Origin of the sequence: Usitatibacter rugosus, assembly GCF_013003965.1 — a bacterium.
Lineage (GTDB): Bacteria > Pseudomonadota > Gammaproteobacteria > Burkholderiales > Usitatibacteraceae > Usitatibacter > Usitatibacter rugosus.
In genome coordinates this window covers 1,959,574-1,982,700 of record NZ_CP053069.1, presented here as the reverse complement: position 1 = coordinate 1,982,700, position 23,127 = coordinate 1,959,574, and the positions used below count along the sequence as shown (strand labels likewise).

Genomic DNA, 23,127 nt, shown 5'->3' with positions numbered 1-23,127 from the left:
GGGGGCTTTCCGGCGGGCGCCCGGAGGCGATGGCACACCTTGCCACCCCGGTGCCCGGGCCGCAATTTCACCTTGGTACACCCATCCCGGGGGCGGTCTTTAGAACGCGTCGTTCCATCCGGGACGAGCCCCTATAATTGGGGGTTCCCGAGGAGGAAACCGATATGGCTGCCAATCCGCAGGTCGTCTCCAGCACCGCCCCCACCGTGAAGCTCCTGATCAACGGCCAGTTCGTCGAGTCGAAGGCGAAGGCCTGGCGCGACGTCGTGAACCCCGCCACGCAGGAAGTCCTGGCCCGCGTCCCGATGTGCGACGCCGCCGAGGTCGACCTCGCCGTGAAGAACGCCGCCGAGGCGTTCAAGACGTGGAAGAACACGCCGATCGGCGCCCGCGCCCGCATCATGCTCAAGCTCCAGGAGCTGATCCGCCGCGACATGAAGAAGCTCGCCGCGTGCCTCACCGCCGAGCAGGGCAAGACGCTCCCGGATGCCGAGGGCGACATCTTCCGCGGCCTCGAGGTCGTGGAGCACGCCTGCTCCATCGGCACGCTGTCGCTGGGCGAGTACGCCGAGCAGGTGGCCAACGGCGTCGACACCTACTTCATCCGCCAGCCCATCGGCGTCTGCGTCGGCATCACGCCGTTCAATTTCCCCGCGATGATCCCGCTGTGGATGTTCCCGATGGCGATCGTCACCGGCAACACGTTCGTCATGAAGCCCTCGGAACAGGATCCGATGACGCCGATGCTGCTGGCCGAGCTCGCGATCGAAGCCGGCGTTCCCCCGGGCGTGCTGAACATCGTGCACGGCGGCAAGGAGTCGGTGGATGCCCTGTGCACGCACCCCGACGTGAAGGCCGTGTCGTTCGTGGGCTCGTGCCATGTCGGCGAGCACGTCTACAAGCTCTCCTCGGAGAACGGTAAACGCGCCCAATGCATGATGGGCGCGAAGAACCACGCGGTCGTGATGCCGGACGCGAACAAGGAACAGTCGCTGAACGCGCTCGTCGGCGCGGGCTTCGGCGCCGCGGGCCAGCGCTGCATGGCGACCTCGGTCGCGGTGATGGTGGGCGATGCCAGCCAGTGGATCCCGGACATCGTCGCGAAGGCGAAGACGCTCAAGCTCAACGCCGGCACCGAGAAAGGCGCGGATCTCGGCCCCGTCGTCTCGAAGCAGGCGAAGGAGCGGATCGAGGGCCTGATCGCCGACGGCGTGAAGGAAGGCGCCAAGCTCGAGCTCGATGGCCGCAACGCCAAGGTCGCCGGCTTCGAGAAGGGCAACTTCATCGCGCCGACCATTTTCTCGGGCGTGAAGCCGCACCACAAGGTCTACACGCAGGAAATCTTCGGCCCGGTGCTGGTGATCGTCTCCGTGGACACGCTCGATGAAGCGATCGAGCTCGTGAACAAGAACCCGTTCGGCAACGGCACCGGCATCTTCACGCAGTCGGGCGCGGCGGCGCGCAAGTTCCAGAACGAGATCGACGTGGGCCAGGTCGGCATCAACGTGCCGATTCCCGTTCCCGTCCCCTACTTCTCGTTCACCGGCTCGCGCGGCTCCAAGCTGGGCGACTTGGGCCCCTACGGCAAGCAGGTGATCCAGTTCTACACCCAGGTGAAGACCGTCACGTCGCGCTGGTTCGACGACTCGACGGTGAATCCCGGCATCCACACGACGATCAGCCTCAAATGAGAATCGGGTTCATCGGCCTCGGACACATGGGCAACCCCATGGTCCGCAACCTCCTCAAGCACAAGCACACGCTGAAGGTGTACGACGTCGTCCCCGACCTCGTGCGCAAGATGGTGGACCAGGGCGGCAAGGCGGCAGAGTCCATCGCGGACACGGCGAAGGACGTGGACGTCGTCATCACCATGCTGCCGTCCTCGCCGCACGTGCGCAGCGTCTACATGGGGCCTTCCGGCCTCATCGCGAGCGCTCCGCCGGGCACGCTGCTGATTGATTCTTCCACCATCGACCCGCTCACCGCGCGCGAAGTCGAAATGGACACGCGCGCGAAGAACTGCCCGATGGTCGATGCGCCCGTCTCCGGCGGCGTGGGTGGCGCCGAGGCCGGCACGCTCACGTTCATGGTGGGCGGCGAGAAGGCCGACTACGAGGCCGCGAGGCCGATCCTCGAGTGCATGGGCAAGAACATCGTGCACTGCGGCGGCCCGGGCAACGGCCAGGTCGCGAAGATCTGCAACAACATGATGCTGGCCATCGAGATGATCGCGACCTCCGAGGGCATGACGCTCGCCGCGAAGCTCGGCATGGATCCCAAGGTCTTCGCGGGGATCGTGAACACCTCGAGCGGCCGCTGCTGGAGCTCCGACACGTACAACCCCTACCCCGGTGTGCTGGACGGCGTTCCCGCCTCGCGCGGGTACAGCGGCGGCTTCGGCTCCGACCTGATGCTGAAGGACCTGACGCTCGTGACCGACGCGGCGAAGTCGGCGAGGCATCCCGTGCTGCTGGGTGCCATCGCGCAGCAGGTCTACCAGAAGCATTCCGCCGACGGCAATGGCGGCAAGGACTTTTCGAGCGTGATTCTTCAATACATGACGGGATCCCCGCCTACGCGGGGATGACGGAGCCATGATCCGCCACGAAATCCGCGGCCACACCGCCTTCCTCACGATCGACAACCCGCCGGCCAACACCTGGACGCCGGAGAGCCTGCGCGTGCTGGAGAAGTTGATCGGCGAGCTGAACGACAACCGCGATGTGTATGCCGCCGTCATCACGGGCGCCGGTACCAAATTCTTCTCGGCCGGTGCCGACCTGAAGACCTTCAGCGCCGACAAGGTGCTCGCCCGCCACTTCATCGCATGCTTCGGTTCCGCGTTCGAGGCGCTGATGAACGCGCGCTTCGTGACCGTCTCCGCGATCAACGGGTATGCGATGGGCGGCGGCCTCGAGTGCGCCCTCGCGACCGACATCCGCATCGCCGAATCGCACGCGCAGATGGCGCTGCCCGAGCCGGCGGTGGGCTTGCTGCCCGCGGGCAGCGGCACGCAGAACCTGCCGTGGCTGGTGGGCGAGGCTTGGGCCAAGCGCATCATCCTCACCAACGAGCGCGTCGACGCGGCCACGGCGGTTCGCATCGGCCTCGTGCAGGAAGTCGTCGAGAAAGGCGAGGGCCTCGCCAAGGCCACTGAGATCGCCGAGCGCGTCGCGACGTTGAGCCCCCGCGCGGTGGAGTACTGCAAGTCGCTCATCCACAACGCGCGCAACGGCATCCCGCGCCGCGCCGGCCTCTCGCTCGAGCGCGAGCGCTTCATGGACCTCTTCGACCACTCCGACCAGCAGGAGGGCGTTGCCGCTTTCCTCGAGAAGCGCAAGCCCGAATGGAAGAACGACTAGAAGCGGCCGGCGGCGAGCTCCTCGCCATCGTCCGCAACGGGGTGGCCACGGTCGCCCTGAACCGCCCCACTGCGCTCAACGCCCTCACCCTCGGCATGATCCGCGGCCTCGCCGCATGGCTGGAGGCGTGGGCGGTGGACGATCGCGTGAAGGTGATCGTGTTCCGCGGCGCCGGCGAGAAGGCGTTCTGCGCGGGCGGCGACGTGCGTGCGCTCTACGAGGGCTGGAAGGCGGGCCGCACGGACCTGCTCGAGTTCTTCACCGTCGAGTACGCGCTCAACTACCGGATCCACACGTACCTCAAGCCGATCGTCGCGGTGATGGACGGCATCATCATGGGCGGCGGAATGGGGCTGGCCCAGGGCGCGGCGCTTCGCATCGCGACGGACAAGACGAAGATGGGAATGCCGGAGACGACGATCGGCCTCTTTCCCGACGTCGGCGGCAGCTGGTTCCTCTCGCGCACGCCGGGTCACCTGGGAACGTACCTGGGGCTCGTCGGCAATACGATCCGCGCCGGCGATGCGATCTACGCGAACCTCGCCGACATCTACCTGCCACCCGAGTCGCTGGCCCGCCTCGACGACATGCTGGAGAACGTCGTCGCGAAGGCGCCGTACCCGAGAGGCGCGCTGGACGAGGTGAAGACCAAGCTCGGAGCCGAGCCGAAGGAAGCCGGCGAGCTCCCCGCGCAGCGCAAGGCCATCGACATGATCTTCGGCTTGCCTTCCCCCGCGGCCATCGCCGCTGCCCTCAAGGACACGGACTATGGCCTGGGAGAATGGCCCGGCAAGACGCTGGCTGCGCTGGCGAAGCGCTCTCCCACGATGCTCGCGGTGACGCAGGAGCAGCTGCACCGCGGCCGGCAAAGCACGCTGGCCGAGGTCTTCCGCATGGAGCTCGGCATGGTCGCCACGGCGCTCGAGTACGGCGACTTCATGGAAGGCGTGCGGGCCCTGCTGGTCGACAAGGACAACGCGCCGAAATGGCAGGCCCCGGGGCTCGACCGCATCGCGCAGGCCGACGTGGACCGCTTCTTCGCGAGCCGCTGGCCCGTCGGCGCGCATCCCCTCGCAAACCTGAAGTAACTCCCGCACCACCACGGCGAAGGCTTCGGACTTCGGCGCCGCACCCCGGCCCCGAATTCGAAGAGAATGTGAGTCCCTTCGATACCACCCTCAAGGACCCGCAATGAAGCTCGTCACGTACGCCCCCATTCCCTCCGGCACGCCGCGTCCCGGCATCCTCCTCGACGACAAGACGATCGTGGAGGCCTCCGGTTTCGCGACGATGCTGGACATCATCCGAGGCGGCGCGGCAGCGATGGCGAAGCTGAAGGAGCTCGCCGCGAAGCCCGGCACCCAGGTGAACCTGGCGGACGTGAAGCTGCTCGCCCCGATCCCGCGTCCCTCGAAGAACGTGTTCTGCGTCGGCTGGAACTACCTCGAGCATTTCGAGGAGGGCGCCAAGAAGCTCGAGGAGAAGCGCGAGCTCCCCAAGTTCCCGGTGTTCTTCAGCAAGACGCCCACGGCCGTGAACGATCCGACCGGCACCATCCCGTATGACGCCGCGATCTCGACCACCCTCGACTGGGAAGTGGAGCTGGGCGTGGTCATCGGCCCGGGCGGCAAGAACATTTCCGAGGCGGACGCGATGAAGCACGTCTTCGGCTACACGGTCATGAACGACGTCACGTGGCGCGACATCCAGCGCCGGCACGGCGGCCAATGGCACAAGGGCAAGAGCCTCGACGGCACCTGCCCGATGGGCCCGGTCATCGTCACCGCGGACAGCCTCGACCACACGAACCTCAAGGTCGAGTGCCGCGTGAACGGCGTCGTGAAGCAGAGCTCGAACACGAAGTTCATGTACTTCAAGGTCCCGCGCCTCATCGCCGACCTCTCGCTGGGCATGACGCTCGAGGCGGGCGACCTCATCTCCTCGGGCACCCCCGAAGGCGTCGGCTTCGCCCGCACGCCGCCGGAATTCCTCAAGCCCGGCGACCTGCTGGAGACCGAAATCGAGGGCATCGGCATCCTGAGGAACCCGGTCGAAAAGTAGGGCTAGAATGGGGGAACACGGGGAAGGCAGAACAACCAGAACATGGTCAGCAAGATAGCGCCGGGCGCGACGGTCCTGGACCGCATGGGGATCTACCGGTTGTTCGCGCAGCTCTCCACGCTGCGCGACAGCTACGCGGGCAAGTTCGCGCTGGCGGCGTTCGTCGGTTCCATCTCCCCCCTCCTCTTCTTCATCATCTACCTGCTGGTGAGCCGCACGGACTGGGACCAGATGTATCCCATCCTCGCCGCGCTCATCCTTGCGTGCGTGGCCGGCTTCCTGGGCACGATGTGGATGTTGCGAGAGCTGCTGGCGCCGGTGGACATCACGGCCGAGGCGCTGCGCAGCTATATCGACAGCCGCAAGCTCCCCGACCTGCCGATCCACTTCCCCGACCGCGCGGGCAAGCTGATGGAAGGCACGCAGTACACCCTCACGCAGCTCCACCAGACGATCGAGCGGCTGGAGCGCGTCTCCGACAACGACGACCTCACCGGGCTCTACAACCGCCGCGCCGGCGAGAAGCGCCTCGCCGAGGAGATCGCGCGGGCCGAGCGCGACCTGCAGGGCTTCCAGGTCGCGTTCTTCGACATCAACGACTTCAAGGCCATCAACGACACGCACGGGCACTCCGCGGGCGATGCATGCATCTCGCACGTGGCCGCGCTGCTGCAGCTGAACACGCGCCGCGGCGACTGGGTGGTGCGCTGGGGCGGCGACGAGTTCGTGGTCGGCCTGCATCGCAACCGCGCTTTGAAGCTCGTGATGGAGCGGATCGTGAAGGCGTTCGACTCCTCCCCCGTGGAGATCGCGCCGGGCAAGGAGCTGCTACTCACCGTGAGCTGTGGCGTGGCGGAGTATCGCTTCGGCCTCGGCGCCGCGGGCGTGATCGCCGAGGCGGACAAGGCGATGTACGGGGCGAAGGAGCTCTCGCGCCGCGACCACACCTCGCACATCTGCTACTGGAACGAGCTCCCGCAGGCCGCGAGCCGCATCGAAGCGGCGTAGCGCCTCACCGGCGGGACGCTTCCGCCTTCCGCACTTCCTCCAACATGCCGCGGGCGATGGCACCCAGCGCGGGATTGCGCGCGGCGTAGTCCGCCATCGGCGTGGCTTTCGGCAGGGTGAACGTGATGCCTTCGCGCGCGGCAGCACCGGGGCCGATCGCGGCACCGAGGCCCTTCACCATCCCGCTCGGCCCCACGTAGCGATACGCGTTCATCCCGTAGAGCACCTGCGTGGTGGGCGAGACCCAGAAGCCGCGGCCCTCTTCGAGGTACGGATTCCAGAAGTACGTCGTGAGCGGATTGCCGGCCGCGTCGAACTGGACCGAGACGACCTGGCCGGCGAAATCGCCCGACACCATGTACTCCGCGCCGCCGCGCCGGACGGTGTCGACGACGACACCCGTCCCCGTCGGCGTGGCCGCGCCCACGCTCGTGTAGTTGAAGCGCGTGGCGAACGTGTCGTCTCCCACCGCGTAGACGTAGAGCCACGAGCCGAGCAGCGATTGCGGAGGGGATCCGACGCCGAAGTTCTGGTGCTCGATCGCGGCCGTTCGCCCGCCCGGCAGCGTGATCACGCCGGTCGTGCGCGAGGAGAACGCGATGGAAACAGCACCGTCGTTGCCGGACGCGGTGGGCGCCTTGTACGCGCCGCCGAGCGGCTGGCCCTGGTCGAACTTGAGCAGCGTGCCCGACCAGCTTGCGCCCTCGTTCGTGAGCTTGCCGTCGGAGTAGTACCACTGCATGCGGCCGTCGGGACCGTACAGGAACGAGATCAGCACCAGCGTGTCGTTCTGGACGTCGATCGTGTAGCCGCGGCCGCTCTCGGCGGGACTCCACCAGATGCCGGTCTGCGGTGCGGCGGCGGTGACGGCGGTGGCCGCCCACGTGAAGAGAATGGCGAGGGTTCGCATGGCCTCCTCCTTCGGACAAGCGATGGTACCGAATTCAGGGGGATTTCCGGCACTTTCAACCGGTTATCATTTGCCGATGGTCACGACCCCCCCGGCCGGGAAGGACAGCTCCGGTTTTTCAGTGGTTGAACTCGCGCTGCGCCGCCCCTACACGTTCATCGTGATGGCGATGCTGATCGTGCTCGCCACGCCGTTCGCGCTGCTGAAGATGCCCACGGACATCTTCCCCGAGATCGACATCCCCGTCGTGTCGATCGTGTGGAACTACCGCGGCCTCTCCGCGCAGGAGATGGGCACGCGCATCACCGGCCAGACCGAGCGCAGCCTCACCACCACCGTCTCCGACATCGAGCACATCGAGAGCCAGTCGCTCTCGGGCGTGGCGGTGATCAAGGTCTTCTTCCAGCCGAACGCGAACATCCAGATGGCGGTGGCGCAGGTGACGGCCATCGTGCAGACGCAGCTTCGCCAGCTTCCGCCGGGCACCACGCCGCCCCTGGTGATCAAGTACTCGGCCTCGTCCATCCCGGTGGTGCAGTTGGCACTCTCCAGCCCGGTGATGTCGGAGCAGGCGCTCTTCGACACGACGATCAACCAGCTCCGCCCGCAGCTGGTCACGATCCCGGGTGTCGCGATCCCCTTCCCCTACGGCGGCAAGCAGCGCCAGGTCTCTGTGGACCTCGACCTGCAGGCGCTGTATGCGAGAAACCTCGGCCCCTCGGACGTGGTGAACGCCATCAACACGCAGAACCTGATCCTGCCCTCGGGCACGGCCAAGTTCGGCATCACCGAATACAACGTGAACCTGGATACGTCGCCCGACGCGATCTCGGGGCTGAACGACCTACCCGTGCGCACGCAGGGCGGCACCACGGTGTACCTGCGAGACGTGGCGCAGGTGCGGGACGGCTTCCAGCCGCAAACCAACGTCGTGCGCCGGGACGGCCAGCGCGGCGTGCTGCTCTCGGTGCTGAAGAACGGCGGGGCTTCGACGGTCGACATCGTGAACAACCTGAAGGCGAAGCTGCCGGTTGCCGCACAGCTGCTGCCTTCGGACGTGGCCATCGCGCAGCTCTTCGACCAATCCATCTTCGTGAAGGCGGCGGTGATGGGCGTGGTGATGGAAGCGCTCATCGCCGCGGGCCTCACGGCCCTGATGGTGCTGCTCTTCCTCGGCAACTGGCGCAGCACGTTCATCATCGCGCTCACCATCCCGCTGTCGATCCTCGCCTCGATCCTCATCCTCTACGCGCTGGGCGAGACGCTGAACATCATGACGCTGGGGGGCCTGGCGCTCTCGGTGGGCATCCTGGTGGACCAGGCGATCGTCACCATCGAGAACATCGAGCGCCACCTGCACGAGGGCAAGGAGCTGCACGAGGCCATCCTCGTCGGCGCGGGCGAGATCGGCGTGCCGGCGTTCGTCGCGACGGTCTGCATCTGCATCGTGTTCGTGCCGATGTTCTTCCTTTCGGGCGTCGCGCGCTATCTCTTCGTGCCCATGGCCGAGGCCGTGGTGTTCGCGATGATCGTGTCGTACATCCTGTCGCGAACGCTCGTGCCCACGCTCGTGATGTTGTTGATGCGTGGCCAGGACCACGGCGGGAAGAAATTAGGGTCAGCTACTTTTTCCGACGGAACGGAAAAAGTAGCTGACCCTAATTTCTTCCGCGCTTTCCAGCGGGTCCACGTCGCATTCGACCGGCAGTTCGAGCGGGTGCGCGCCGGGTATTCGGAAGTGCTGGAGGCGGTGCTTGCGCGCCGGGCGGCGTTCGCGATCCTCTTCTTCGCGTTCACGGCGCTCTCCTGCGCGCTTTATCCGTTCCTCGGCCGCGATTTCTTCCCGAGCGTGGACGCGGGACAGATCCGGCTGCATTTCCGCGCACCGACCGGAACCCGCATCGAGGAGACGGCGCGCATCGCCGACCGCATCGAAGGTGCCATCCGCGAGATCATCCCGCGCGAGGAGCTGGTCACGGTGCTGGACAACCTCGGCGTACCCAACAGCGGCATCAACCTCTCGTACAGCAACAACGGCACCTTCGGCTCGCTGGACGGCGAGATCCTCATCGCGCTCCACGAGGACCATCGCCCGACCGACGAGTGGGTCTCGCAGCTGCGCCGCGAGCTGCCGAAGCGCTTCCCCGGCATCGAGTTCTTCTTCCAGCCCGCGGACATCGTCACGCAGATCCTGAACTTCGGCCTCCCCGCCGCGATCGACGTGCAGTTCGCCGGCAACAACATGACGAAGAACGCGGAGCTCGCCGCCGAGCTCACGAAGCAGATCAAGGCCATCCCGGGCGCCGTGGACGTGCACGTGCACCAGCGCCTGGACAATCCGGGCGTGGATCTGCAGATCGACCGCACGCGCGCCGCGGCCCTCGGCCTCAACTCCGCGAACGTGGGGCAGAACCTCCTCATCGCGCTCGCGGGCAGCTCGCAGACGCAGCCCGCGTTCTGGCTGAACCCGCAGAACGGCGTCGTCTACAGCATCGCGGTGCAGGCGCCGGATTACCGCGTGGATTCCCTCGATGCCCTCCTCAACATTCCGGTGCCCGAGCCGGGCGGCGCGGGCGCGGCCCAGTCCCGCCCGCCGCAGCCGCTCGGCAACCTGGTCGAGGCGAAGGCGGGCCGCACGCCCGCCATCGTCTCGCGCTACAACATCCTCCCGGTGATCGACGTGTACGTGAGCGTCCAGGGCACGGACCTTGCGAGCGTCGCGGGGAAGGTGCAGAAGCTCGTCGACGACATGAGGCCAAAGCTGCCGCGCGGCTCGCAGGTCTTCGTGCGCGGCCAGGTGGAGACGATGCAGAGCTCCTTCATCGGCCTGGGCGTGGGCCTCGCGATGGCGATCGTGCTGGTGTACCTGCTGGTGGTCGTGAACTTCCAGTCGTGGGTGGACGCGATGATCATCATCGCGGCGCTCCCTGCCGCGCTGGCCGGCATCGCATGGATGCTCTTCGTGACCGGCACCACGCTCTCCGTCCCGGCGCTGACCGGCGCGATCATGACGATGGGGGTCGCCACGGCCAACTCCATCCTGCTCGTCTCCTTCGCGCGCGATCGCGAGGCCGAAGGCGTGATCCCGGGCCTGGCCGCGCTCGAAGCCGGTGCCACTCGTATTCGCCCCGTGCTGATGACCGCGCTCGCCATGATCATCGGCATGATCCCGATGGCGCTGGGCGTCGGCGAGGGCGGCGAGCAGAACGCGCCGCTCGGCCGCGCCGTGATCGGCGGCCTCGCCTTCGCCACCGTCTCCACCCTTCTCTTCGTGCCGGTGATCTATGCCGCCGTGCACGACTGGCTCGCGCGCCGCGCGGCCCGTCCCGCATCCCACGCACCCCTGCCACAGGAGTCGCTGAGCAATGACTGAACGAACCACGATTCGACGAGCGAAGATCGTCGCGATCGTCGTGCTGGTGCTGCTGGCCCTCGGGGCCGGCCGCACGGTCCTGATGCGGCACACCAACGCCAAGGCCCTCGAAGCGGGGACGGCGGACTACGCCAAGCTCTACGTGAAGACGGCGCGAGCCACCGTTGGCGCGGGGGGCGAGACCGTGCTCCTTCCCGGCTCGCTGCAGGGCGCGACCCAGGCGCCGATCTCGTCGCGGGCGAGCGGCTACCTCAAGCGCTGGACCAAGGACATCGGCAGCCTCGTCGAGAAGGGCGACCTCCTCGCGGAGATCGAGAGCCCCGAGATCGACCAGCAGCTCTCGCAGGCGATGGCCGCGCGCGAGCAGGCCGTCGCGAGCCTCGGGCTCGCCAAGAGCACCGTGGATCGATGGGAGGCTTTGCGCGCAAAGGACGTCGTGGCGCAGCAGGAGCTGGACGAGAAGCGCTCCGGCTATGCGCAGGCGCAGGCCAACCTCAACGCGGCGAGCGCGAACGTCGAGCGGCTGCGCCAGCTCGAGGGCTTCAAGCGCGTCGTCGCTCCCTTCGCCGGGCTCGTGACGCGGCGCAATGTCGACGTCGGCGACCTCATCGACGGCGGCTCCGGAAAACCCCTCTTCATCCTCACGCAGGCCGATTCGCTCCGCGTGTACGTGAACGTGCCCCAGTCGTACGCCAACCTCGTGAAGCCGGGACAGAAGGTCGGCATCATGCAGCCGGAGATGCGCGGCCAGAGCTTCGAGGGCATCGTGGCGCGCACCGCCGGCTCCATCGATGCGACCACGCGCACCATGCAGGTGGAGATCGCGCTGCCGAACAAGGGCGGCGTGCTGATGCCGGGCGCGTACGTGCAAGTGTCGCTGCCGCTGCAGGCGAGCCGCGACATCGTCATCTCGACCAATGCGCTGATCGTGCGCGGCGACGGCGTGCGGGTCGCCTCCGTCGGCGCGGGCGGCAAGGTGCGCCTGCTGCCGGTGAAGCTGGGGCGCAACTACGGCCAGAGCGTCGAGGTCACCGACGGGCTCGCGGGCTCCGAGGAGCTGGTCCTGAACCCGCCCGATGCGCTCGCCGACGGCGACGTCGTGACCGTCGCGAAGGACGCCGAGAAGACCGACAAGGGCGACAAGACCGGCAAAGGCGAGAAGAAAGCCTGACGATGCGCGCTCGCCGATCCCTGGCCGCGCTCGCGGTCGTGCTCGTCGCGGGTTGTGCCGCCGGCCCGGACTACGTGCGTCCCGCGGTCGACACGCCCACCGCATGGAAGGTGGAAGCACCGTGGCGCGAGGCCCGGCCCAGCGACGCGCTCCCCAAGGGTGAGTGGTGGAAGGCCTTCGGCGATCCGGAGCTGGACGCGCTCGAAGCCCGCGCCCTCGCCCACAACCCCACGCTCGCCCTCGCCTCGGCGCGCTGGGCGCAGGCCCGGGCGTCGCTCTCCATCGCTTCGGCGAGCCTCTTTCCGCAGCTCTCGCTCTTCAATCGCGACACGCGGGCCCGCGGCACCGAGAACCGCCCGCTCAGCAACTACAACTCGCCGAACTTCTCGACGGTGCAGAACGACTTCGTGCTCTCGCTCACGACGAGCTACGAGCTGGATCTCGCGGGGCGCGTGCGCCGGTCGGTCGAGGGCGCACAAGCGACCGCGGAGCGATCGGCCGCGGATTTCGAGAACGTGCGGTTGCTGCTCACGGCGGATCTCGCGGTCGCGTACTTCGGGCTGCGCCAGGTGGACGCGGAGCTGGACGTGCTCGCGCGCGCCATCGCCATCCAGCGCCGCGCTCTCGAGCTCGTGACCGCGCGCCACGACCTGGGCGCCGCCTCCGGCATCGACGTCGCGCAGCAGCAGGCCCTGATCGACAACACGCTCACGCAGGTGGAGCTGCTGCGCCGGCAGCGCTCGCAATTGCAGAACGCGATCGCCACGCTCACCGGGACGCCGGCCCCCGTCTTCGAGATGGCGCCGCGGTCGAGGGCCCTGGTCGCTCCGCCCGTCTTCCCCGTAGGCGTGCCGTCCGACATCCTCGAGCGCCGGCCCGACGTCGCGGCGGCCGAACGCGCGATGGCCGCGGCCAATGCGCAGATCGGCGTCGCGCGCGCCGCGCTCTATCCCAGCATCGTGATCGCCGGCTTCTACGGCGCCGAGAGCCGCGACCTCTCCACGCTCTTCGACGCGCCCAGCCTCGTCTGGTCGATCGGCGCCTCGCTGGTGCAGCCGATCTTCGACGGCGGGCGCATCCAAGGCAACATCGCGTTCACGGAGGCGGGCTACGAAGCCGAGCTCGCCATCTATCGCCGCGTGGTCCTGAACGCCATGCAGGAAGTGCAGGACGGCATCACCGGCCTCTCGGCACTCGAGCGGGCACATGGACAAGCGACTGCGGCTACCGTGAGCGCCGCGCGCGTGCTGGACATGGCCAACACCCGCTACGAAGGCGGCGCCGCCACCTACCTCGAAGTCATCACCGCGCAGCAGTTCCTGCTCAACACCGAGCGCCTCGCCACGCAGTTGCAGGGCCAACGACTCGCAGCCTCGGCGGCGCTCGCGAAGTCGCTGGGCGGCGGCTGGGAGAGGAACTAGAAAGAATTAGGGTCTGACCCTAATTGCTATTTCTTGGGCGTGACCTTCCAGAGCTCGCCGTTCTTCTCGTCGGTGACGATGTAGAGGGCGCCGTCGTGGCCCTCGCGCACGTCGCGGATGCGCTGGCCGCGATCGGCGAGCAGGTGCTCCTCGCCGGTCACGCGGTCGTTCTGCAGCACGAGGCGCACGAGGTACTTGTCCTTCAGGCTGCCGACGAAGAGGTTGCCCTTCCACGCCGCGTGCAGCTTGCCCGAGTAGAACTGCGCACCCGAAGGGGCGATCACCGGATCCCAGTAGTACACGGGCTGCTCCATCCCGTCGCGGACCGTGAGCGCGCCGTCGATGGGCTTGCCGGAGTATTCCTCGCCGTAGGCCTGCACGGCCCAGCCGTAGTTCTTGCCCTTCTGGATGAGGTTCACCTCGTCGCCGCCCTGCGTGCCGTGCTCGACGACCCAGAGGCGCCCCAGCATGTCGAACGCCGAGGCCTGGACGTTGCGGTGTCCGTAGGTCCAGATCTCCGGCTTCGCGCCGGCCTGCGTGGCGAACGGGTTGCCGTCGGCGGCCGTTCCGTCGGGCTTCAAGCGAAGCACCTTGCCCATGTGGTTGTCGAGCTGCTGCGCGAGCTTGCGCATCGGCGTGTCGGAGCGCTCGCCCAGCGTGAGGTAGAGCATGCCGTCCGGGCCGAAGGCGAGGCGCGATCCGAAATGCTTGTCGCCCTTGTACGTCGGCAGGGCCTGGAAGATCACCTTCACGTTCTCGAGCTTCTTGTGATCGGTGGAGAGCACGCCGCGCCCGACGCTGGTGGCGTTGCCGCCCTGCCGCGGCTCGGAGAAGGAGAAGTAGATCGTGCGGTCCTTGGCGAAGCCCGGGGACAGCGCCACGTCGAGCAGGCCGCCCTGCCCGGCCGCATCCACGGTCGGGACGCCTTCGATCGGCTCACCAAGCTGCCCGCGCGCGCTCACGATGCGAAGCCGCCCGGGCTTTTCCGTGATGAGGAGATCGCCATTGGGCAGCGGCTCGACCGCCCAGGGGTTCGCGAGGCCTTTCGCGAGGACCACCACGTCGAGCTTCACCGCCGACTTCGATTCGCACGCGCGCGTCTGGTCAAGAAACGCGGGCTGCTGGCCCTCGGCATTTACCGGGCGGGTCTCGAGCGGCTTTTCGCAGGCGGCGTGCGCGGCGAAGGCCGCCGCGAAAAGGGGTGCGGCGGAGAGGGCAAGTAGGCGCATGGGTTTTCCTAGGAGATGTCGTTCGACGGCAACGCACAGGATCGCTTTCGCGGCGTCCCTTGTCCGTCGGCCAAGTCCTACCCGAGTTCCCGAGGATGGCCGTCGGAGGGGAAGGCGTCGCCGCGGAACGCGTCCGCGATGCGCACGTCCCACCTTCAGGACGCGACGATCGCGTTCCATCTTTCTGTCGTTGATAGGAGACGCAATGAACATGAATCTCAAGAGAGGAATCGCGGTACTCGTGCCCGTCGTGGGCTTCACGGTCGCGGGGTTCGCGAGTGCGCAGTTGATCGAGCCGGTCGATGACGGTACGACGACGACGATCTCGCAGGACACCGTGATCGTGGCTCCGACCGCACCGATCGCCGTGATCGCCGAAACGCCGGTGCTGCTGCCGGGCGAAGAAGTGGTCGTCGTGACGGATGCGCCGATCATCGTGGCCGACGCCAGCGGGAATCCGTACGTCCTGGCCCAGGGATCGACCGTGGTGACGTCCACCGATCCGTATCGCATCGTGACGCCCGTGATCGAGATCCCGCGCAGCGTCTCGCGCCGCTCCGGCGAGAACAGCCGCGAGGAAGTTGCGATCCGCACCGCGCCGGTCGACATCCGCGCGGGCCTGGCTCCGGAGTACCTGACCGACCAGTCGCCGGGCGGCGGGACCTGACCTAGGCAGCGCCCGAAAGGTGCTCGACCAGGATCTTGGTCCCGATGAGCACCAGCACGAGGCCCCCCAGCAGCTCGGCGCGGTGAGCGACCCGTTCACCGAGCCGGCTGCCGAGGCGCACCGCGGGGACGCAGAGCGCGAACGTCACCGCGCCGATGATCAGCACGGAAGCGAGCATCGGTAGATCCACCAGCGCCAAGGTAAGACCAACGGCCGCAGCATCGAGGCTCGTTGCTACACCCAGCACCAGGAGGCGGCGCCACGCGAAGGGATTCGCGGGGTTCGCCTCTGTTTCATTGGGATCGTCGTGCAAAGCTTCCCAGATCATGTGGCCGCCGACCGCGAGCAGCAGCCCGAAGGCGAGCCAGTGGTCCCAGGCCTCGATGGCATCGCGGAAGTAAGCCCCGCCGAGGTAGCCGAGCGCGGGCATGATCGCCTGGAACGCGCCGAACACGGCGCCCATCGCGAACGCATCGCGCCACGAAGCCTTCGCTCCGCGCGTCATGCCGCTGGAAATCGAGACCGCCACGGCATCCATCGCCACCGCGAACGCGGTGACGATCAGGGTCGGGAACCCGCTCAGAGGAAGGACTCTTCCACCGCGAGCACGCTCTCGCCACCCTTCGTGGCCGCGATCGCGAGCGCGGGAACCTGCGACAGGATGTGGTCGGCAAAGAAGCGAGCCGTGAGCACCTTGCCCTTGAGGTAAGACGCATCGCCCTCGCCCGCCGCGAGCTGCTTCGTGGCGATCTGCGCCGAGCGGGCGAGCATCCAGCCGCCGAACGTGATGCCCAGGAGCTTCAGCACGTAGGTGGAGCCGGCAGCCACGGCCGGTGCGTTGGTGGCGAAGTTGCGTGAGATCCACTGCACCGTTTCGCGGGCCTTCGCGGCCGCGGTGGCGAGCGCCATGCCGATGTCCTTCAGCGTGGGGTCGCCCTCGCCGGAAAGCTGTGCGGCGACCTTGTCGACTTCCGCGAGCACGACGAGCGCCGTGCGGCCTTCCTCGCGTCCGATCTTGCGGCCGACGAGGTCGTTGGCCTGGATGCCCGTGGTGCCTTCGTAGATCGTGGTGATGCGCGCGTCGCGCAAGTGCTGCGCGGCGCCCGTCTCCTCGATGAAGCCCATGCCGCCGTGCACCTGGATGCCGAGCGAGGCGACGTCGATGCCGTTTTCCGTCGACCAGCCCTTCACGATCGGGATGAGGAAATCCACCATCGCCTGGCTGCGGCGGCGTTCCTCTTCATCCGGATGCTCGCGGGCGCGATCGAGGATGGCCGAGGTCCAGTAAGCGAGCGCACGCGAGGCCTCGGTGATCGACTTCATCGTGAGGAGCATGCGCTTCACGTCCGGATGCTGGACGATGGGCGCGGTGGTGGCGCCCTTCACGCCGACGGGCTTGCCCTGCAGCCGCTCGCGCGACCAGGCGAGAGCCCGCTGGTAGGCGCGCTCCGCGATCGCAACACCTTCGAGCCCGACCGAAAGACGCGCGGCGTTCATCATGATGAACATGTACTCGAGCCCGCGATTCGCTTCGCCCACGAGGTAGCCCGTGGCGCCGTCCTTCTCGCCGTAGGCCATCACGGCCGTCGGGCTCGCGTGGATGCCCAGCTTGTGCTCGATGGAGACGCACTTCACGTCGTTGCGATCGCCGAGCGAGCCGTCGGGCTTCACGTTGAACTTCGGCACCACGAAGAGCGAGATGCCCTTCACGCCCTCGGGAGCGCCATCGATGCGCGCCAGCACGAGGTGGATGATGTTCTCCGTGTAGTCGTGCTCGCCGTACGTGATGAAGATCTTCTGGCCCTTCAACCGGAACGTGCCATCGGACTGCGGCGTGGCTTTCGTGCGCACGAGCGAAAGGTCGCTCCCCGCCTGCGGCTCGGTGAGGTTCATCGTGCCGGTCCACTTGCCCGAGATCATGTTGGGCAGGAATTTCTCGCGCAGCGCGTCGGGCCCGACGTGGGCGATGGCCTCGATCGCGCCCTGGGTCAGCATCGGGCAGAGCTTGAACGCGAGGTTCGCCGAGCCCCACATCTCCTCGACGGGCGTTGCGATCATGTGCGGCAGCTCCTGCCCGCCGTACTTGGCCGGCGAGAGGATGTTGCCCCAGCCCGAGTTCACGTACTGCCAGTACGCGTCCTTGAAGCCCGGCGGCGTGGTAACGACGCCGTCCTTCCACTTGGACGGATTCTTGTCGCCCGTGATGTTGAGCGGCGAGAGCACCTCGTGGGCCAGCTTGCTCGCTTCCTCGAGGATCGCATCGACCACGTCCTCCGTGATCTCCTCGTGGCCCGGGAGCGTGTTGACCTGGTCCAGGCCGACCACGTGCTTGAGGACGAACTGCATGTCCTTGATGGGTGCGATGTACTCAGCCATTTCTACGCTCCGCTGGGGTTACGGCGAAAGGCGCCCTCCGCAGATAAACACGGATAAACGCAGATAACTTCAAAACCTTGGAAGGTGAAATCCCTCAAGATTTTTCATCTGCGTTTATCTGTGTTTATCTGCGGAGGACGCCTTTCGCCTTTGACTTATAGTTTTTGAGTCAACTCGGGGACGATCTGGAACAAGTCACCGACGAGACCATAGTCGGCCACCTGGAAGATCGGCGCCTCGGGGTCCTTGTTGATCGCCACGATCACCTTGCTGTCCTTCATGCCGGCCAGGTGCTGGATCGCACCCGAGATGCCGATGGCGATGTAGAGCTCGGGGGCGACGATCTTGCCGGTCTGCCCGACCTGGTAGTCGTTGGGTACGTAGCCGGAATCCACCGCGGCGCGCGAAGCACCGATGGCGGCGCCGAGCTTGTCGGCAAGCGCATCGAGCATCTTGAAGTTCTCGCCGGAGGCGAGCCCGCGCCCGCCGGAGACGATGCGCTTGGCGCCGGCCAGCTCGGGACGCGCGGATTTCGTGAGCTCCTGCGAGAGGACCTTCGACTGCCCCTTGTCGGCGGCGGCCGTGCCCTCTTCCACCGGAGCGGATCCGGTCGCGGCCGCGGCATCGAAGCCGGTGGCGCGCACCGTGATCACCTTCACCTTGTCCGAGGACTGCACGGTGGCGAAGGCGTTGCCCGCATAGATGGGACGCACGAACGTATCCGGCGATTCCACGGAGATGATCTCCGAGACCTGCGCGGAGTCGAGCAGCGCGGCCACGCGCGGCATGAGGTTCTTGCCGAACGCGGACGCCGATGCCACCACGTGCGAATAATTCGCGGCCATCGGGACCACGAGCGCGGCGTAGTTCTCGGGGAGCCCCCCGTCGTACTGCGCTCCGGCGACGTGGATCACCTTCTTCACGCCGGCGAGCTTCGAGGCCGCATCGGCCGCCGCTTTCGCGTTGGATCCGGCGACGAGGACATGGACGTCGCCGCCCATCTTCGTGGCGGCCGTGACCGCGTTGGCGGTGCCGCCCCGCACGTTCGTGTTGTCGTGCTCGGCAATGACGAGTGCGGTCATGTCAGATCACCTTCGCTTCGTTCTTGAGCTTGTCGACCAGCTCGGCGACATCCTTCACCATCACGCCCGCCTTGCGCTTGCCGGGCTCCGCGACCTTGAGGGTCTTCAGGCGCGGCGTCACATCCACGCCGAGCGCGTCGGGCTTCAGCGTGTCGAGCGGCTTCTTCTTCGCCTTCATGATGTTGGGCAGCGTCGCGTAGCGCGGCGTGTTGAGGCGCAGATCCGTCGTCACGATCGCGGGCAGCGAGATCTCGATCGTCTCGAGGCCGCCGTCGATCTCGCGCGTGACTTTCGCTTTCGTGCCGTCGATCTCGACCTTGCTCGCGAACGTGGCCTGGGGCCAGTCGAGGAGCGCGGCGAGCATCTGGCCGGTCTGGTTCGCGTCGTCGTCGATCGCCTGCTTGCCGAGGATCACGAGCTGCGGGCCTTCCTTGTCGACGACGGCCTTCAGCAGCTTCGCCACCGCGAGGGGCTGCAGCTCGACGTCGGTCTCGACGAGGATGCCGCGGTCGGCGCCCATGGCCATCGCCGTGCGCAGCGTCTCCTGGCAGGCGGTGACGCCCGCGGAGACCGCGATCACTTCCGTGGCCTTGCCGGCTTCCTTGATCTTGAGGGCTTCCTCGACGGCGATCTCGTCGAAGGGATTCATCGACATCTTCACGTTCGCGAGCTCGACGCCCGACTGGTCCGACTTCACGCGCACTTTGACGTTGAAATCGACCACGCGCTTCACTGGCACGAGGATTTTCATGTCTCTCCGGAGGGGGAATTCAAACGAGCGTTTGAATTATAGCAGGAGCCTCCGGATGCCCGTTTTGGAGTGCCGGTGAGGCCATTTAACTAATTGTTTATTAAAGTATTTATCTTTACAACCCGTGCCTTGAAAGCGTCCGCCAAAGCGTCACCTTAAGCGTTGAGGATGTATTCGTGGAGACACCAGCGAGCCCTGGCGAGTAGAGCCAGGGCTTCTGCATTGCAATACCATGTATCGGCGCAGGCATCCTGCGTTTTCCCCTGGTTGTCACTCGATGGTTAGACCTCAAGCCGATCTGCATCGGTTGATGCGCGGCGCGCTCGCCGCACTCGCGACCGCGTGGGCCGGTGCCGTATTTGCGGCGTCACCGTCCCACAACTTTACTTCGCTCTGGTGGAACGCGGCCGAGTCCGGGTGGGGCCTGAACCTCACGCACCAGGGCGACGTGATCTTCGGCACGCTCTTCACCTACGACAACGCGCGCAACCCCGCCTGGTACATCCTGTCCGAGGGCCGCCTGCAACCGGGCACCAACGACCCCGCCGCGGACCTCGGCGCATACGCCGGCACGCTCTACCGCACGACCGGCCCCGCCTTCAACGCGAATCCGTTCACGCCCATCGGCCCGGGCAACGTGACGCGCGTAGGCGACATGCGCGTGGCCTTCGGCAGCCAGGGCACGACGCTCGAGTACGACATCGAAGGCGTTCGCGTCACGAAGCCGCTCACCCGGCAATCGTTCGGCGTGGCACCGGCCGCGTGCACGGCCTCGCTCGGCTCGCGCTCCGGCTTCACGAACTACCAGGACCTGTGGTGGAACCCGGCCGAGTCGGGCTGGGGCCTGAACGTCACGCACCAGGGTGACGTGATCTTCGCCACGCTCTTCACCTACGGGCTCGACGGCCGGCCCGCGTGGTACTTGATGTCCCGCGGCGAGAAGCGGGCCGACGGCTCGTACGCAGGCGACCTCTATCGCACCACGGGCTCGCCTTTCAACGCCGCGCCGTTCGTGCCCCTGAGTGCCGCGGACGTCACGCGCGTGGGCGGGATGTCGCTTACGTTCAGCAATGGCGAGACCGGGACGCTGCGCTACGACATCGAAGGCATCGCGGTCACCAAGGCCATTTCGCGGCAGGTGTTCGGTGCCGCGCAATCGGTCTGCACGAGCCCTGCTCCGCCGCCTGCCAGCGGGTTCACCAACACCACGGCCTACAGCACGGCCTCCGCGGGCTCCGTGGCCGTGGCCCCGGAAACCACCGTCTCCTCGCGCCGGCAAATCACGCTCGCCGGGGTGCCCCTCGCGTACACAGCGACCGTCGGCCACCTCAACACGGCCGGCGTGCAAAAAGCGTCGATGTTCTACGCGGCCTACACCCTCGACGGAGCCGCGGCCGCGAATCGGCCGGTCACCTTCATCTACAACGGTGGCCCGGGAAACGCGACCGTGTGGCTGCACCTCGGCTCGTTCGGCCCGAAGCGCCTGGCCACCGGCATGCCCGCGACCGACCTGCCCATGCCCTACGCGCTCGTCGACAATGCCGAGAGCCTGCTGGACGTGACGGACCTGGTCTTCGTCGACGCACCGGTGACGGGCTACTCGACGGCGATCGCGCCCGCGACGAACGGAGCGTTCCTCAACGTGACCGGCGACGCCGCCATCTTCAACGATTTCGTCGCGCGCTACGTGGCCGTGAACGATCGCCGTGCGTCCCCGAAATACCTCATGGGCGAATCCTACGGCGGCATCCGCGCGGCCGTGATGGCACGCGGGCTCGAGGCCGCGGGGATCCGCCTCGCGGGGCTCATCCTGGTTTCGCCGATCCTCGACTACACGCACAACTGCGAAGTGGCGGCCGTACCGTGCACGGGCCAGGTGGCGACCATCGCCGCAGCGGCAAGCTGGCACGGCATCGTGCCCGCGGTTCCCCACGACGAGATGCGCATGTTCGCCAACCACGACTACGACCCGGCGGCCGCGGCTTTCATCGCGAACGGCACGCCCGTTCCGGGTTTCGTGCTGGATCGCCTGGTCGCCACCTCGGGCATCGCGCGCAGCGAATGGGCGGCGAATCCGAATCGCTCCTCCTCGTACTTCCGCACGAACCTGCTGCCGGGCATGCTGGTCGGCCGCTACGACGCGCGCGTGAAGATCCCGCGCGGCAACCTGCCGGCGCTCGATCCCTCGACCTACCTGATCGACGATTCCTTCGACACGCGCATCGGCGAGTATCTCGCGTCGCTGGGCTACACCACGCCCACGCCCTACGCCTTGTACGGCGAGAAGACGTTCTCGCTCGCCTACGCGGGCCGCTCGCAACCCGACGTCGTGCCGGATCTCGCCGCGGTGCTCGACATCAACCCACGCCTGAAGGTAATCGCCCTGGCCGGCTACCACGACCTCGCGACGCCCTTCATGAACACGGAGCGCGACCTGGCGCGGCTCGGCGCACGGCCGGGCGTTCGCGTACGCAACTACGACGGCGGCCACATGATCTACCTCGACGACGCGTCGCGCGTCCGGTTGCGCTCGGACCTCGTGCAGTTCTACTTGATGCCGGTTTCGGAGTAGGGAATCGCGTCCAGCACCCGCGGGTAGCCGAACCGGCGCAAGTCGAGTGTCGTGTAGCGCCCATCGAGGATCAGCTCGGCCATCGCCCGCCCCGCGGCGGGTGCGTGCATCATGCCGTGACCCGAGAAGCCCGCGCACACGTGGAAGTTGTCGAGGCGCCCGGGCCAGTTGCCGAAGATCGGGTTGCCGTCGAGCTCGCACTGCTCGTAGAGCCCCGCCCACGTGCGCTGGCATTTGGCGGCTTCCAACGGCGGGAATCGGTGCGCCGCCGCCGGCCACACCACGCGCTCGAAGTAATCGTGGTCCACGTCGAAGTTGAAGCCGCGCGGCTCTTCGCCATCCACGACGCCGCCCGAGAAGCCGCGGCCTTCCGAACGGAAGGCCATGCGCTGGAAATCCTTCACGTACGGCAGGCGCTCCATCGGCTCCTGCGGCGTGAAGAAATGCTCGAAGCGGCGTAGCGGCGAGATGGGCGTGGGCATGCCCGCCATGTCGCCGATGACACCCGACCACGCACCGGCCGCGTTGATGAATTGCGCGGCGGCGATCGTCGTGCCGGACTCGAGCCTCGCCGCTCTCACCACGGATCCGTCGCGATCGAATCCCACGACGCGGTCCTTCACGTACCTGGCACCGGCCTTGATGGCCTGGCGCCGCAGTCCCTGCAGGAGACTGTTGGGATCGCACCAGCCGTCGCGCGGCGTGTGCACGCCGGCCGCCAGATCGTCCACGTTCATCGAGGGCCAGCGCGCCTTGAGCGCCGCCGCGTCCATCAGCACCGCCTCGCAGCCGTGCGCGAGCTGCACGCGATGGTTCGACTCGAGCAGCACCAGTTCCTCACCGGGACGCGCGATCAACAGGTAGCCGCCTTCCACCCAGTCGACGGGCTCCTCGAACGCGCGGATGAAGTCGAGGGAGAAGAGCGACATCGCGATGTTCTCGGGGCACGAAAACTGCACGCGGGCGCCGCCCGAGGCACGCGGTGTCGATGCGAACTCGTACGTGGGGTCGGGTTCGATGACGCTCACCCGAAGCGCGGGATCCCGTCCGCACAGGAAGTACGCGATCGCCGAACCGATGACGCCGCCACCGACGATGACAACGTCACTCGTGCTGGAACCGGAACTCAATGGGGGTCTGA

Annotated in this window: 18 protein-coding genes; 11 read left to right on the top strand and 7 right to left on the bottom strand. The window is 67.2% G+C overall.

Annotated elements, in window-relative coordinates:
- The first annotated feature begins 164 nt into the window (after window positions 1-164).
- The 6 genes from DSM104443_RS09570 (at window position 165) to DSM104443_RS09545 (ending at window position 6,434) form a co-directional block, all read left to right on the top strand.
- Complete coding sequence (locus DSM104443_RS09570; protein ID WP_171091641.1) at window positions 165-1,691, top strand: CoA-acylating methylmalonate-semialdehyde dehydrogenase; 1,527 nt, start codon at window positions 165-167, stop codon at window positions 1,689-1,691.
- A complete protein-coding gene (gene mmsB / locus DSM104443_RS09565) occupies window positions 1,688-2,590 on the top strand; it encodes a 3-hydroxyisobutyrate dehydrogenase (protein ID WP_171091639.1) in 903 nt (300 codons plus the stop codon). The genes DSM104443_RS09570 and mmsB overlap by 4 nt, the downstream gene beginning before the upstream one ends.
- Before the next feature lie 7 nt (window positions 2,591-2,597).
- The gene (locus tag DSM104443_RS09560) at window positions 2,598-3,365 is read left to right on the top strand and encodes an enoyl-CoA hydratase (RefSeq protein ID WP_171091638.1); all 768 of its coding nucleotides are present in this window, start codon (window positions 2,598-2,600) and stop codon (window positions 3,363-3,365) included.
- Window positions 3,350-4,453, top strand: a complete 1,104-nt coding sequence (locus DSM104443_RS09555; protein WP_171091637.1) for an enoyl-CoA hydratase/isomerase family protein — start codon at window positions 3,350-3,352, stop codon at window positions 4,451-4,453. Before DSM104443_RS09560 ends, DSM104443_RS09555 begins: the two co-directional genes overlap by 16 nt.
- Before the next feature lie 103 nt (window positions 4,454-4,556).
- Window positions 4,557-5,426 (top strand): fumarylacetoacetate hydrolase family protein, encoded by an 870-nt coding sequence (locus tag DSM104443_RS09550; protein WP_171091636.1) that lies wholly within the window; start codon window positions 4,557-4,559, stop codon window positions 5,424-5,426.
- A 42-nt stretch (window positions 5,427-5,468) separates the two neighbouring features.
- A complete protein-coding gene (locus DSM104443_RS09545; protein ID WP_171091635.1) occupies window positions 5,469-6,434 on the top strand; it encodes a GGDEF domain-containing protein in 966 nt (321 codons plus the stop codon).
- Window positions 6,435-6,438: 4 nt separating this feature from the next.
- Here the strand turns inward: DSM104443_RS09545 and DSM104443_RS09540 are convergent, their stop codons facing one another.
- Complete coding sequence (locus DSM104443_RS09540) at window positions 6,439-7,344, bottom strand: hypothetical protein (RefSeq protein ID WP_171091634.1); 906 nt, start codon at window positions 7,342-7,344, stop codon at window positions 6,439-6,441.
- Between the two features lie 76 nt (window positions 7,345-7,420).
- On the opposite strand from DSM104443_RS09540, the gene DSM104443_RS09535 reads away from it, so the two are divergent.
- The 3 genes from DSM104443_RS09535 to DSM104443_RS09525 are packed head-to-tail and all read left to right on the top strand — an operon-like array spanning window position 7,421 to window position 13,309.
- Window positions 7,421-10,717, top strand: coding sequence for an efflux RND transporter permease subunit (locus DSM104443_RS09535; protein WP_171091632.1), 3,297 nt, complete (start codon window positions 7,421-7,423; stop codon window positions 10,715-10,717).
- Complete coding sequence (locus DSM104443_RS09530) at window positions 10,710-11,888, top strand: efflux RND transporter periplasmic adaptor subunit (protein ID WP_171091629.1); 1,179 nt, start codon at window positions 10,710-10,712, stop codon at window positions 11,886-11,888. Before DSM104443_RS09535 ends, DSM104443_RS09530 begins: the two co-directional genes overlap by 8 nt.
- A gap of 2 nt (window positions 11,889-11,890) precedes the next feature.
- Entirely contained in the window at window positions 11,891-13,309 is a 1,419-nt protein-coding gene (locus tag DSM104443_RS09525) for an efflux transporter outer membrane subunit (RefSeq protein ID WP_171091627.1), read from the top strand.
- Between the two features lie 26 nt (window positions 13,310-13,335).
- On the opposite strand, the gene DSM104443_RS09520 is transcribed toward DSM104443_RS09525, so the two are convergent.
- Window positions 13,336-14,538 (bottom strand): PQQ-dependent sugar dehydrogenase, encoded by a 1,203-nt coding sequence (locus tag DSM104443_RS09520; RefSeq protein WP_171091625.1) that lies wholly within the window; start codon window positions 14,536-14,538, stop codon window positions 13,336-13,338.
- A 211-nt stretch (window positions 14,539-14,749) separates the two neighbouring features.
- Between DSM104443_RS09520 and DSM104443_RS09515 the strand changes: the two genes are divergently transcribed.
- Window positions 14,750-15,205 (top strand): hypothetical protein, encoded by a 456-nt coding sequence (locus DSM104443_RS09515; protein WP_171091623.1) that lies wholly within the window; start codon window positions 14,750-14,752, stop codon window positions 15,203-15,205.
- A gap of 1 nt (window position 15,206) precedes the next feature.
- Here the strand turns inward: DSM104443_RS09515 and DSM104443_RS09510 are convergent, their stop codons facing one another.
- The 4 genes from DSM104443_RS09510 to DSM104443_RS09495 all read right to left on the bottom strand — a co-directional run bounded on the left by DSM104443_RS09510 (window position 15,207) and on the right by DSM104443_RS09495 (window position 19,414).
- A complete protein-coding gene (locus DSM104443_RS09510; RefSeq protein WP_212757072.1) occupies window positions 15,207-15,710 on the bottom strand; it encodes a manganese efflux pump MntP in 504 nt (167 codons plus the stop codon).
- Between the two features lie 74 nt (window positions 15,711-15,784).
- A complete protein-coding gene (locus tag DSM104443_RS09505) occupies window positions 15,785-17,581 on the bottom strand; it encodes an acyl-CoA dehydrogenase (RefSeq protein WP_171091619.1) in 1,797 nt (598 codons plus the stop codon).
- 155 nt (window positions 17,582-17,736) lie between these two features.
- Window positions 17,737-18,663, bottom strand: coding sequence for an electron transfer flavoprotein subunit alpha/FixB family protein (locus DSM104443_RS09500; protein WP_171091617.1), 927 nt, complete (start codon window positions 18,661-18,663; stop codon window positions 17,737-17,739).
- A gap of 1 nt (window position 18,664) precedes the next feature.
- On the bottom strand, window positions 18,665-19,414 hold the full coding sequence (locus DSM104443_RS09495) for an electron transfer flavoprotein subunit beta/FixA family protein (RefSeq protein WP_171091615.1): 750 nt from the start codon (window positions 19,412-19,414) through the stop codon (window positions 18,665-18,667).
- Window positions 19,415-19,724: 310 nt separating this feature from the next.
- Here DSM104443_RS09495 and DSM104443_RS09490 point away from each other — a divergent pair, with 310 nt between their 5' ends.
- Window positions 19,725-21,986 (top strand): S10 family serine carboxypeptidase-like protein, encoded by a 2,262-nt coding sequence (locus tag DSM104443_RS09490; RefSeq protein WP_171091613.1) that lies wholly within the window; start codon window positions 19,725-19,727, stop codon window positions 21,984-21,986.
- Here DSM104443_RS09490 and DSM104443_RS09485 read toward each other — a convergent pair.
- Window positions 21,962-23,116, bottom strand: a complete 1,155-nt coding sequence (locus tag DSM104443_RS09485; RefSeq protein WP_171091610.1) for an NAD(P)/FAD-dependent oxidoreductase — start codon at window positions 23,114-23,116, stop codon at window positions 21,962-21,964. The genes DSM104443_RS09490 and DSM104443_RS09485 overlap by 25 nt on opposite strands.
- Window positions 23,117-23,127 lie beyond the last annotated feature (11 nt).